Origin of the sequence: Acetonema longum DSM 6540 (assembly GCF_000219125.1) — a bacterium.
In the GTDB taxonomy this organism is placed as follows: Bacteria; Bacillota; Negativicutes; order Sporomusales; family Acetonemataceae; genus Acetonema; species Acetonema longum.
Map to the genome: position 1 here is coordinate 21,549 of NZ_AFGF01000280.1, position 13,022 is coordinate 34,570.

9 protein-coding genes are annotated in these 13,022 nt (G+C 51.2%); 3 read left to right on the plus strand and 6 right to left on the minus strand.

From position 1 onward, the window contains the following. Positions 1–21 precede the first annotated feature (21 nt). Positions 22–1,839: a translational GTPase TypA gene (gene typA / locus ALO_RS20020; RefSeq protein WP_004099910.1), complete on the plus strand. Its 1,818-nt coding sequence runs from the start codon at positions 22–24 to the stop codon at positions 1,837–1,839. A gap of 63 nt (positions 1,840–1,902) precedes the next feature. Here the strand turns inward: typA and ALO_RS20025 are convergent, their stop codons facing one another. The 3 genes from ALO_RS20025 to ALO_RS20035 all read right to left on the minus strand — a co-directional run bounded on the left by ALO_RS20025 (position 1,903) and on the right by ALO_RS20035 (position 6,524). After that, entirely contained in the window at positions 1,903–3,990 is a 2,088-nt protein-coding gene (locus tag ALO_RS20025; RefSeq protein ID WP_004099913.1) for a sigma-54-dependent Fis family transcriptional regulator, read from the minus strand. A 206-nt stretch (positions 3,991–4,196) separates the two neighbouring features. After that, positions 4,197–4,937: a beta-ketoacyl-ACP reductase gene (locus ALO_RS20030; protein ID WP_004099915.1), complete on the minus strand. Its 741-nt coding sequence runs from the start codon at positions 4,935–4,937 to the stop codon at positions 4,197–4,199. Positions 4,938–4,973: 36 nt separating this feature from the next. Further along, entirely contained in the window at positions 4,974–6,524 is a 1,551-nt protein-coding gene (locus ALO_RS20035) for an acyl CoA:acetate/3-ketoacid CoA transferase (RefSeq protein WP_004099917.1), read from the minus strand. A 438-nt stretch (positions 6,525–6,962) separates the two neighbouring features. Here ALO_RS20035 and ALO_RS20040 point away from each other — a divergent pair, with 438 nt between their 5' ends. Both ALO_RS20040 and ALO_RS20045 read left to right on the plus strand, forming a co-directional pair. Then, complete coding sequence (locus tag ALO_RS20040) at positions 6,963–8,360, plus strand: GntP family permease (RefSeq protein ID WP_004099920.1); 1,398 nt, start codon at positions 6,963–6,965, stop codon at positions 8,358–8,360. Positions 8,361–8,510: 150 nt separating this feature from the next. Continuing rightward, positions 8,511–8,813 (plus strand): hypothetical protein, encoded by a 303-nt coding sequence (locus ALO_RS20045; RefSeq protein WP_004099921.1) that lies wholly within the window; start codon positions 8,511–8,513, stop codon positions 8,811–8,813. Positions 8,814–8,823: 10 nt separating this feature from the next. Here ALO_RS20045 and ALO_RS20050 read toward each other — a convergent pair whose 3' ends face one another. The 3 genes from ALO_RS20050 to ALO_RS20060 are packed head-to-tail and all read right to left on the minus strand — an operon-like array spanning position 8,824 to position 12,975. Next, the gene (locus tag ALO_RS20050) at positions 8,824–10,122 is read right to left on the minus strand and encodes an aspartate aminotransferase family protein (protein ID WP_004099922.1); all 1,299 of its coding nucleotides are present in this window, start codon (positions 10,120–10,122) and stop codon (positions 8,824–8,826) included. Between the two features lie 13 nt (positions 10,123–10,135). Beyond that, positions 10,136–12,085, minus strand: coding sequence for a peptidase U32 family protein (locus ALO_RS20055; RefSeq protein ID WP_004099923.1), 1,950 nt, complete (start codon positions 12,083–12,085; stop codon positions 10,136–10,138). Positions 12,086–12,099: 14 nt separating this feature from the next. Then, on the minus strand, positions 12,100–12,975 hold the full coding sequence (locus ALO_RS20060; protein WP_004099924.1) for an ABC transporter substrate-binding protein: 876 nt from the start codon (positions 12,973–12,975) through the stop codon (positions 12,100–12,102). Between the last annotated feature and the right edge of the window lie 47 nt (positions 12,976–13,022).

The following is a 13,022-nucleotide window of genomic DNA, read 5'->3' on the forward strand; positions in this document are numbered from 1 at the left end:
TTAGCCTTTTGGGGGATTTGAATGAAACGCACTGATTTACGCAACATCGCTATTATTGCCCACGTTGATCACGGTAAGACCACACTGGTAGACGCTATGCTTAGGCAAAGCGGCATATTTCGGGCCAATGAACAGGTAGCTGAACGGGTCATGGATTCCAATGACCTGGAGAGGGAGAGAGGCATTACCATCTTAGCTAAGAATACCGCCGTCTCTTATCAGGGCGTTAAAATTAATATTGTAGATACGCCCGGACACGCCGATTTCGGCGGTGAGGTAGAGCGGGTGCTGAATATGGTGGATGGGGTACTGTTATTAGTCGATGCCTTTGAAGGGCCTATGCCTCAGACCAAGTATGTACTGCGCAAGGCTTTGGCCCAAAAGCTGCAGCCTATCGTGGTCATCAATAAAATCGACAGGCCTGACCAGCGTGTACACGAAGTATTGGATGAGGTTCTGGAACTGTTTATGGAGCTGGAGGCCAATGATCAGCAATTGGATTTCCCGGTGATCTACGCTTCCGCCCGAGCCGGCCTTGCGAAACGGAGCATGGAGGAAAACAGTACAGACCTGAAACCTCTGTTTGATCTGCTGCTGGATGTCATACCGGCTCCTGAAGGGGAAATGGACGGCTCGCTGCAAGCCATGGTTACAACCCTGGATTATGATGAATATGTAGGCAGGGTGGCTATTGGCCGGGTTATGCGGGGACGCATTCAAAGCGGGCAGCAGGTCACTGTGATGGCTGAGGATGCTCAGACCAAATCCAAGATCAGCCGCTTGTACGCCTATGAGGGACTGAAACGGGTTGAGGTCAGGGAGGCTGCATTAGGCGATATCATTGCCGTCACCGGACTGGCTGACGTGAATATTGGCGAGACCATCGCCGATCCGGAGAATCCGGAGGCTCTGCCGTCAATAAAGATCGACGAGCCTACCTTGGCCATGGTATTTAGCGTGAATAACAGCCCCTTTGCCGGCCGGGAGGGCCAGTTTGTTACTTCCCGCCATTTGCGGGATCGCTTGTTCCGCGAAGTGGAAACCAACGTGAGTTTGAAGGTAACCGAGACAGGCAGCCCCGATGCCTTCGAAGTGGCGGGACGGGGTGAATTGCACCTGTCTATCCTGATTGAGACCATGCGCCGGGAAGGGTATGAATTTCAGGTTGGCAAACCCAAGGTCATCTATAAAGAAATTGACGGACAGAAATGTGAGCCGCTGGAACTGTTGACGGTCGACGTAGATCAGGAATTCATGGGCACGGTCATGGAATCCCTTGGAACCAGGCGTGCCGAATTGATCAATATGACTGAATTAGCAGGGTATCTCCGCATGGAGTTTGTGATACCTGCCCGGGGTCTGATCGGTTTCCGCTCGGAATTTTTGACCAACACCAAAGGCAACGGTATTATGAATCATATTTTCCATGGCTACACCCCTTACAAGGGAGAAATTCCCGGGCGGACCCGTGGTGCGCTGGTGGCCTTTGAAGATGGTGAAACCACTGCCTATGGCATTAACAGCGTTCAGGACCGGGGGACTATGTTTGTCGTCCCCGGACAGTCAATTTACGAAGGGATGATCGTCGGCGAAAATACCCGGGAACTGGATATGGAGATCAATCCCTGTAAGAAAAAACATGTAACCAATATGCGTTCCAGCAACTCCGAAGAGGCCATTCGGCTGGATCCACCGCGTCTCTTCAGCCTGGAGCAGGCACTGGAATACATCAATGACGACGAATTGGTGGAAATCACGCCGAAAAGCATCCGGCTCCGCAAAACGATTTTAAATCGTCAGCTGCGGGCCAGAGATCGGAACCAGAAGTCGGACAAGTAATTTCCGGAGCAATAATGAAGGCGGGCCCTTGTGGCTCGCCTTTATTATTTGGCTCGGTTCGGTTTATCTCAAACTATATTTTTGCAGTTTCTGATATAAACCTGACCGGTGGACCCCCAAAATTTTCGCCGCTTTTGTCCGGTTGCCGCCGGCTGCTTCCAGCGCTTTGATAATGGCTTGCTTTTCGGCGTCGTTTTTGGCTTCCGTCAGATCTTTGGCGTGATCGTCGTTTTCTCTTGCTTTATAGCTTTTGCGCAGCTGGGGCGGCAGGTGTTCGGGCAGGATGAACGGCTCGTCATCCATCAGGTTTACGGCTCTTTCCAGGGCATTTTCCAATTCTCTGATATTTCCCGGCCACTGATATTGCAGCAAGAGATCCATGGCATCCGCCGCTATCCCTTCCACTTCGCATTTTAACTGCATTTTTATCTTTGCTAAAAGCGCCTTGCTGAGAAGCAGTATATCCTCGCTGCGTTCCCGCAAAGGCGGAATTTGCAGTGTTATGACGTTCAGACGGTAGTACAGATCCTGCCGGAATTCTCCTTTTTCAATCATAGCTTCTAAGTCCCGGTTGGTGGCAGCAATGACTCTTAAGTCGATTTTAACGCTTTTCGTGCCGCCGACCCGTTCTATTTCCCGTTCTTGCAGAACTCGCAGCAGTTTGGCCTGCATGCCAAGAGTCATATCGCCGATCTCGTCCAGAAAAATCGTTCCCCCGTTGGCCAGTTCGAATTTTCCCGGCTTACCGCCTTTACGGGCACCGGTAAAGGCTCCCTCTTCATAGCCGAACAGCTCCGACTCCAGCAAATTCTCCGGCACCGCCGCGCAGTTCACCTTAATAAACGGAGCATGCCGCCTGAGACTGGCATTGTGGATGGCATGGGCGAAAAGCTCTTTACCGGTGCCGCTTTCTCCCAGCACTAATACAGTGGATGTGCCGCGGGCGGCTTTTAAGGCGATGGATTTGAGCCATTCGATTTTTTCGCTTGTTCCGATAATGTTCTCCAGAGTATAGTTGCCGCCCTGAACTTTTCGCAGTTCCTCTTTATAATATTCCAGTTCAGACTGTAGATGGCTGAATTTCTTGGACAGCATTTTCAGGTCTTTAATGTCTTCAAACAGGACTTTGCCTACCGCGCCGACCGTTTCGCCGTCTTTCATAATCGGAATACGCGTAACCACTGCGTTGCTGCCCCGGATCTGCTGCATTTCAGCCACCTCGGATTTTTCGCTGCGGGCAACGATATGCATCCGCGTATTGTCGATCACCTCAGTAACATGCTTGCCAATCACTTCTTTGGCGTCTACGTCCAGAAACTCGCAGTAGGCCCGGTTGAACATCGTGATATAGCCGTTCCTGTCCACAACTACCACGCCTTCAAAAATACTTTCAAGGGCGCTTTCCAGCGTACTCTTAAGACCTTGCACAGCTTCAAGCTGTGCCGCCACATTCTCTAGTTCAGTGATATCCTGAAAAGTGGCGACTGCGCCTACAATCCTGTTCCCCTGTTTAATAGGAGTGCGATTGGTCAATATTTGGCAGTTCCCTATGTTCTGTTTTTGGTTTAGCTCTGGGATTCCGGTTTGCAGTACCCGTTGCAGCCCGCCGTTGGAAAGAATTTCATGCAGAGGTCGGCCGATAGCGTTGGCGGCACTGGTTCCAGTCAGGATCTCAGCTCTCTGGTTAAAGAGTATGATCAGGCCCTCTTCATTAATGGCTATTACACCGCTATGCAGAGAATCGAGAACCGCTCTTAGTTCTTCTGCCAGGAAAAGGGCATGATCCGACAAATATTTCACTAGATCGGTACGGCTGATTATACCAACCGGTTTACCCTCTGAATCCACGACCGGATATAAACTGTACTTATGAAGCTCACTCATGAAGCGCTGCCGGTTAAGATTCATTGAATCCATCAGGGTAAAAACATTGCGAGTCATTACTTCACTGACGGCTAATTGGTCAAAGTCACTTTCAGCTATGGCTTTGATCAAATGGGATTTTGTTATAATACCGGCGATGATCCCCGCATTATTTACAACGATAGCGCCATCAATGCCTCGTTCGTTAATATTTACAGCAGCTTCTCGCAGCTTCATTTGCTCGGTAAACGTGATAGGTATTTCACGCATCAAAGTACGAACTAACATTATAGCCCTCCTCGCTATTATACAACAGTATTGTCTATAGTGTGTATATATTTAGACAAGTTAGGCAAAACACCTTTACGTCTGAATAAAAAGCTAAAGGGGTTATCGTATCAGGCCGGGCGGCTTAATGCGATAACCCTTTAGCAGAAACAAAATCAGCATGTCGATCATAAACGGGGCTTAGCTTCTTGTGGAATTTGAGTATTTTACAGTGTGCCGGCCCCATCGACGCTCAGTACAGTACCGTTAATATATTTGGCATCATCGGATGCGAGGAAGGCAAAAGCTGCGGCGATTTCCTCGGGCTCGCCCAGGCGGCCCTGCGGGATTTTGACAATAATTTTTTCGTTTAATACCTGCTCGGGAATTTTCTTTACCATTTCTGTGCCAATGAACCCGGGGGCTACGCAGTTAAACCGGAGGCCGTTCTTGGCCATTTCTTTGGCCCAGGATTTGGTCATGCCGATAACTCCCCATTTGCTGGCGGCATAGTTGGTTTGCCCAAGGTTGCCATAAATACCGACAATCGAAGAAGTGGTCAGAACGACGCCGGATTTTTGTTCCAGCAAATAGGGCAGTACAGCTGATGTGCAATTGAACACGCCGGTCAGGTTAACGCCAATAACAGCATCCCAGGCGTCTTTGGTCATTTTTCTCATCATGGCATCTTTGGTGATGCCAGCGTTATTAATTAATACGTCCACTTTGCCGAAAACTTCAATCGCTTTGGCAACCATAGCTTTAGCCTGTTCTTCACTGGTTACGTCTACTTTAACATAAACAGCTTTCACTCCTTTGGCTTCTGCTTCCTGTACTGTGCCGGAACCGTCGGCGAAATCCGCCACAACGATATTGGCGCCCTCCTCGGCGAAACGAAGCGCCGTGGCCTTGCCAATGCCTCCTGCAGCGCCTGTGATGATTGCAATTTTACCTTTTAATCCTCTCATGTTGCTCTCTTTCTGCGGGGCGGCCCGCTGTTTATCTTATTTCTTTAAACCCATCTTCTCCGCTTTAAAGATGCGTTCATCCATCGTTTTGAGCTTGGGGGAGATAATGGGTTTGAAATCCATCAAGGCTAGAACGTCCTTCTCCAGATCAGCGCCAGGAGCGACTTCCGTCAGTACCATCCCTTCAGCACTTAGCTCGAAGACAGCGCGCTCCGTGATATAAAGGACCGGCTGCTTCACCTTTTGGGCATAGTTGCCGCTAAAGGTGATCTGTTCTACATGTTCAAGGAACTTCTTGTTTCTGCCTTCGGTTACAATGGTCAGCTTGCCGTTTTCCACCTTAACTTCCAGGCCGCCGGCGGTGAAGGTTCCACAAAAGACAACCCGTTTAGCGTTCTGGGTAATGTTGATAAAACCGCCGCAGCCGGCAACACGGCCTTTGAATTTACTTACATTGATATTGCCGTGTTTGTCGGTCTCCGCCAGTCCCAGGAAGGCCAGATCCAGTCCGCCGCCATCATAGAAGTCAAATTGATAGGGCTGATCCACGAAGCATGTGGCATTGCTAACCGCGCCGAAACTCAGGCCCCCGGCCGGCACGCCGCCAACGCCGCCTGGCTCCACCGTCAGGGTCATCATATCGCTAATGCCTTCTTCGTTCGCTACGATGGCCACGCCCTCCGGCATGCCGATGCCCAGATTGACGATTGCATTCGGAATTAGTTCCATAGCGGCTCTGCGACCGATTACCTTACGTTCGTCAAGAGTCAATGGCGCAATAGCCGACAGAGGAATGCGGACTTCGCCGGAATAGGCAGGATTATACTGTTCGGCAAAAGTCTGGGCATGGAGCGGGGAATCTCCGGTTACGACCACATAATCCACCAGGATTCCCGGCACCTTGACGTCTTTGGGCTTCAGGGTGCCGCTCTGGACGATGCGCTCTACCTGAGCAATCACAATGCCGCCTGCATTGTGGGCTGCCTGGGCTGTCGGCAGGATTTCCAGAGCTAAGGCTTCTTTTTCGATGGAAATATTACCGTCTTCGTCGGCGCTGGTGCCGCGGATAAGACCGACATGAATGGGGAATTGCTTATACCAGAGCCATTCTTCGCCACCAAGCTCAATGACTTCTACCAGATCCTCTTTGGTGGCGCTGTTGAGTTTTCCGCCCTCTACGCGAGGATCGCAAAAAGTATTTAAGCCTACTTTCGTAATCATGCCAGGCTTATTGCCGGCAATGCCCCGCAGCCACTGGGCCAGTGTTCCCTGGGGGAAGTTATAGGCTTCGATTTTATTTTCCATAGCCAGTTTGCCGAGTTTGGGGGCCAAATTCCAATGGCCGCCGACCACACGCTTCACCAAACCTTCCTGGCCGAGATGATTTAAGCCGCGATCTTTGCCGTCGCCCTGCCCGGCGCAATATACCAATGTTAGGTCACGCGGAGCTGATTCTTGTCTAAACCGTTCTTCCAGGGCTGCTGTCAATGCCTCCGGATGCCCGATGCCAACAAAACCACTTGTCGCTACTGTTACCCCATTCTTAACAAGCTTTGCCGCTTCTGCTGCTGTGATAAATTTAGCCATAGGTTCACTCTCCTCAAATAAATTTTTAAATGCTATCCACTTGCAAATAGCGTGCCAAATTTTAATGAATCTAAGCATCCTGCCATGTACCGTAAGTAAAATATTTGTTTAGTCAGCCATATCTCTAAAATTTGTCTTCTGTTTTAGACAATGTTGTCTAATTTATTCTGCAATTCTATACACTTAAAAAAATTCGGGAGAATGTTTGCCTTAGACAAAGAGATGTTTCAAGGGCTTTATACAAATTTTCTTGCATTTTCAATTTGGCATGAAATTTGCTTTATAAAAATGACGATACATTATTTTTATTTTGGGAAGATTTTATTAAAAGGGGGGAAATTAATACAGGGGGGGAGTGATCCTGCCGGCCGATAATGATATTCAACTGCAAAATAGCACAACTAACAAAGATTGGATAATAAGAAGGAGGAAATAAGAATGGAAACTTTGGGTATTCTTCTCAGTTTGTTTTTATTGATGTTTTTTGCGTACCGAGGATTTTCCGTTATCCTGTTTGCCCCGATTTTTGCCCTTATGGCCGCCGCCATGTCCGGTTTGTCTATCATGCCGGCATATACCGAATTGTTCATGGCCAAAGCCGTCGTCTATGTTAAGTCGTTTTTCCCAATCTTTATGTTAGGTGCTGTTTTCGGCAAAGTTATGGAAGATACCGGTCTCGCCAAAGGCATAGCTGCCGCGATTATTAAAGGTCTGGGCAAGGAAAGGGCTATGTTATCAGTGGTTCTCGCCTGCGCAGTACTGACTTATGGCGGTATCAGTCTTTTTGTAGTTGTGTTTGCTGTCTATCCGTTTGCATCTGCGCTGTTCAGAGAAGCCAACATACCCAAACGCCTCATTCCCGGCACTGTTGCATTAGGTGCCTTTACTTTCACAATGGACTCCTTCCCTGGAACGCCGCAAATCCAAAATATTATTCCTACTAATTTTTTTGGCACTACCATTTATGCCGCTCCTATCCTGGGCATTATTGGTGGTTTGATCATTTTCGCCGGTGGCCTCTACTGGCTGGAAAACCGCCGAAAAGCCGCTGCTGCCGCCGGTGAAGGCTATGGCAACCACAATGAAGCTGTGCAGGAAAAACGTGAAGAAGCCGCTCTGCCGGCTTGGTATCTTTCGGTACTTCCTCTCGTCACCGTGTTAGTTGTAAATTTTGTTATGACGAATCTCTTTGTCTGGAACCCCAACTTGCTGCAACCTTTCGCAGCGATGGACCTGCCGCTGATAGCTGCTTCGGTTAAGAACGTAATCAGTATCTGGGCTCTCATTATCGCTCTGGTGTGCGGCATTGTCGTAGCAATCGCCCTGGGAATTACCCGCCTGCCCAAGGGCGGTCTGGCTAAGGCCCTCAACGCCGGCGCCATCGGTTCGCTGCTGGCAATCATGAACACGGCGTCAGAAGTTGGCTATGGCAACATTATCGCTGCTCTGCCTGGTTTCAAAGCCATTTCCGACGCTCTGATGGGCATCAAGATCGGTGGTACACCGCTGGTATCCGAAGCCGTTACAGTAACTACTCTGGCCGGTATTACCGGTTCGGCCTCGGGCGGTATGTCGATAGCCCTTGACCTGATGGCTAAAGATTGGCTGGCATGGGCCAATCAAATCGGTCTTTCCCCTGAAGTGCTGCATCGCGTTGCCTCCATGGCTTCAGGCGGCATGGATACCTTGCCGCATAACGGAGCGGTTATCACATTGTTGGCGGTTTGCGGCCTGACCCACAGAGAATCTTATCCCGATATTTTCGTCGTTACTATCCTTAAGACAATGACGGTATTTATTATCATTGCCCTTCACTTATTTACCGGTATTCTGTAAGAAACTTCCGGGCACGAATTAAGGGGTGCCGCCAACGTTTGGAAAAAACGTTGGCGGCACCCCTTTTTGCAATAAGGTCTTTTTGATCAGTATATCGCATATAGTGTTGTTGTAAACCAATGCCGAAAACAACGCACGGGAGAGAAGGCTATGACCGCAAAACGTTTATTTCCCAGCAGGATGGGTTCCTTTGGATCGCTGTTGAGCCTGACTGTGACCACTTTTTTTGGCGCTTTATATTGTTTGGCTTTACCGGGATTTCTGACATCTGCTGTTGGCAAGGTATATGCGGTGGTCTGGGCTGCCATCGGGCTCACGATTGCTCTGGCCCACGGGCGGCAGTTGCTCCTGGGGTCCAAAAAGAAAAAAAGAGAAATGGCGGTATATGAGATGATGGCGCGCCGTCCGGTACGATCGAAAGAAAAGGTTTACCGGAGAAAATTTCAATACTGACAGTAGTTATTTACTGTTTTCCCAGAGCCAGGTCCAGGGTGTTCAGTAAATAGTTTATGTCTTCCTCACTGATGACCAGCGGCGGCTGGAAGGCCAGAACATTGCGCTCCAAACCGTTCTTTCCGATCAGGATGCCCCGGTCCTTGCATGATTCCAGCACCTGATCGGTGAGCTCCGGCGCCGGCGACTGATCTGCGTGGACCAGCTCTGCCCCCAGCATCAGTCCAAGGCCCCGCACATCACCGATTACAGGGTATTTCTCTTGCAGGCGGAGCAGTCCGTCTTTTAACTTTTTGCCCAGATGTTTCGCCCGGGCCGGCAGATTTTCTTTTTCAATGACAGCCAGAGTGGCCAGGGCGGCGGCGGAGGTCACCGGATTACCGCCCAGAGTGGAGGCGCCGGGCCGGGTATACTTGTCGGCGATTTCGCTGCGGGCGATGAAAGCGCCGACCGGAGTTCCGTTGCCTAGAGCCTTGGCCATGGTCATGATATCCGGCTCCACGCCGTAGTGCTCGATGGCGAACATGGCGCCGGTACGGCCAAAACCGGTCTGTACCTCGTCAATCACCAGCAGAATGCCGTGGCGGTCCAGAATTTCCTTCACCCGCTTGAAATAGCCGTATGGCGGGGTAATAATGCCGCCGTTGCCTTGAATGGTTTCGGCAAAAAAGGCGGCTACCTGGCCGGAGGTGGCTGTCTGGATAACATTCTCCAGTTCATTGGCGCACTGGTAGTCGCATTCAGGATGTTTGAGCTTGAAGGGACAACGGTAACAGTAGGCGTTAGGGGCAAAGCTGATGCCGCCGGCAGGGGAAGGGTCGGTGCGCCATAGCCGGAGGCCGGTGAGCCCCATGGTCAGCTTGGTGCGGCCATGAAGACCCTGGCGCAGGCTGATGAATTCCGAGTGGCCGGTGTACAGGCTGGCCAGCAAGGCAGCCCCTTCATTGGCCTCGGTACCGCTGGCGCAGAAAAAGGATTTCCGCAGCCGGCCCGGTGTGACTTGAGCCAGCTTTTCCGCCAGACTGACGATTTGTTCGGTGAGATAAATCGTGCAGGTATGCTGCAGAGTGTTGACCTGTTGGCAAATAGCCGCCGTGATTTCGGGATTGCAGTGGCCGCAGTTCACCACCGATACGCCGGCAAAACAGTCCAGATATTTTTTACCGGTATGATCGTAAAGATATTGCATTTCTCCTCGTACCAGCTGCATGGGTTGCTGGTAGAAATGATAGACGCAGGGAATCATGTATTCTTTCTTTTTGCGCAATATTTCCTCGGGTCCGATGAATGAAAATGGGACTGAAACCATCACATTTCACCTCTTACTTCGACATTTTATAGCGGAAGGCGCCGAGTCCCAGTTGACGCGGTCCCTTCAGGCGAGTTTCATAGTCGGCGGGAATCGAGTAACCGGCAGGATTTGCCGCCAGTTTGTCCAGTTCCTGACGGTAATAGGCCGTAACAGCGGCGATATGGGTCGGGGAATAGTGCTGTCCTTCGATCCGAAAACGGGTGATACCATTGGCGAACAATTCCGGCAGGAAGGCGAACAGACACAAGTCCTTGGCGAACAGAAGATGGTTACGGCCATATTGATCGATGGCAATGGGGTGCTTTTCTCCGGCTGAATCCAGCAGAGCGTAAGATGATTTGCTCCGGCAGAAAGAGTGGCAGGCCTGGGGCGATGAGGCGGTAAAAGATGCGTTTAACAGGCAGTGATCCAGCACCATGGCTTCCAGTGGACCGTGAACAATCGGCATAAGCGGCAGGGGGCTTCCCTGGGCTAAAGCCGACATTTGCCCGCAGGAAGATTCAATTGAGGGGGTAATTCCTCTGACGTCCTGGCCCTTTAAAAATTCTATGGCTTGCTGATTAAAGATATTAAAAGAATAATCAGCGTAAATGGGAAGGTCGGTATATTTTTGGGCCAGCCGCAACGAGCCCAGGTTGCTGACCATTACTCCATCAGCTGCCGGCAAAGCGGCAAAAAACCGCTCAAGCTCGGCGCATTCCCGTTCGGTGGTAATGCGGGGAGTGGTGATGAAAAGCTGAGCCCTGGCTGCCTTGACGATTTCCAGCCCTTGCAGGATTTCCGGTACAGTCCAGGGTTTGGCAGGCTGGAAAGCTTCGCCGCCGATGATCACCAGGCTGGCGCCGTTTTGACAGGCAGCGGCTATTGAAGGCATATCCGCCACCCGGACGGTTAAAGTTGGTTTGGTTTGAGGTTCAGGAGGGAGAGATGCTTCAGGGGAAGTCTTATAGATTGGGGCCAGGCCGGCTTCCACCACTGCCTGGCTGAAAAAGCGCGGTTCCCGTTTGCCGTCATAGCCAATGGAGCTGGCGCCGGGATTGCCTAAGGCGTAACAGGGGGAGAAGTCCCGGGAACGGTTGTCATACAGATCCTGCCAGTCCACAGGGTCCGGACTGTAACCGACGGGGTCCGCCAGGTACCGGTCAATCGCCCGGCGGTATTGTCTGACGATCCGGCTGGCAAAATCTGCTGTGCGCATGCGTCCTTCGATCTTAAAGGAACAAACGCCGGCCCGGATTAATTCGGGGAGATAAAGATATAGGCACATATCTTTCATGGCCAGCTTATAGGGACCTTGCTGACTAGTGACGGGCAATTCCTGGACGGAAGCGCCGTCAATCAGCCGAAAGGGCCAGCGGCAAGGCTTGAGGCAGCGGCCCCGGTTGGAACTCTGGCCAAAAAGAATGCCGGAATGATAACATTGGCCGCTCTGCGCGATGCACATATCGCCATGGATGAAGTATTCCAAGTCCACACCGGTGCGTTCTTTCAGCAAGGTCAGTTGTGAGAAAGACATCTCCCGATTGGTTACTACCCGTTTGATGCCGTACTCCATCAAAGTGCGGACAGCATGCTCATTGTGGGTGTTCATCATGACTGAGGCGTGGAGCTCAAGGTCCAGGCCCATTTCCCGCACCAGCTGCAACACCGCCAGGTCCTGTACAATGAGGGCGTCCGGCCGGGCCTCATTGAGGAAGGAAAGATAGGAGCGCATCCGGGGCAACTCCTGATCGCTGATCAGATTATTAACTGTGATATAAACGCGGGTTTGGTGCCCATGGGCATAGTCGATAACCTTGACCAGACCGTCTTCATCAAAATTGGTATCCGCCCGGTGCAGGCGCATGTTGAACAGTTTGCCGCCGAGATACACCGCGTCCGCCCCGGCGGCAACGGTGCTCTCCAGCATATCCCAGGTCCCTACAGGGGCCAGTAATTCTACAGAATTTTCCCGATCCATTTTTGTCACCCCAGCTATTCAAAAATTTCCGCGGTTTGTTTTAGCATTGCCTTGGGCAGGGAAATGCCCAGAACGGCAGCGACGGCCACATTGAGGTGAATTTCCGGCTGGGTTGCAATATCCACCGGAATATCCCCCGCTGAGACCCCCTGGCTGATTTTCAGCGCCTTTTCGGCGCATTTCAGACCCAACTGATAGTGGTTGGCAAACAGTCCGCCTAAAGCTCCGGCAGGAACATTCGGCCCATGGGAAGCAATGACCGGAATAGCCGCTGCTTCGGTATAATAGGCTACAGAGGCGAAATTTTCCTCCACCGCCTTACCGATGGGCAAAAATAAAGCGTCCATATCCTTTTCCAGAAAGCGATACAGCAACGATAGCTCATCTGCTTGCTGGATGGGGATTTCCGTCAGGCGACATCCGCCCCGCTTTCTGATCGCATCGCTGAATAGCCTGGATTCCAGGACGGCGTTGGGATCTTTGGCATGATATACCATGCCTAGATGGTTGGCCTGGGGCAATAACCGGTAAATAAACGCCGCTTTTTGGGCGGCATCCACCATACCCGATACGCCGGTGGCTTTTCCGCCGGGCTTAGCCAGGGATTGGGCCAGGCCGGAACCCACCGGATCGAATACCGGCGTGTAGATGACAGGTATGCTGCCGGGCAGGTTGACGGCAGCTTTAGCCGCAGGCGTGGAACAGGCGAAGATCATATCCACAGGCAGCGAGGCTAGCCTTTGAGCCAACTCAGGCAACTTTCCTTCGTTGCCGTCGGCATTGACATAATGGAAGTCGCAGCCGACCGGTTCTTGCGCCAATCCGGCTTTGAACCCCCGGACAGCGTCATCCAGGTGTTGTGTCAGTTGCAGAATACCAATCGTAAGCAAATTGCGGCACCTCTGATCGTTTTTTACTTCGCTTTACAATTCCACAG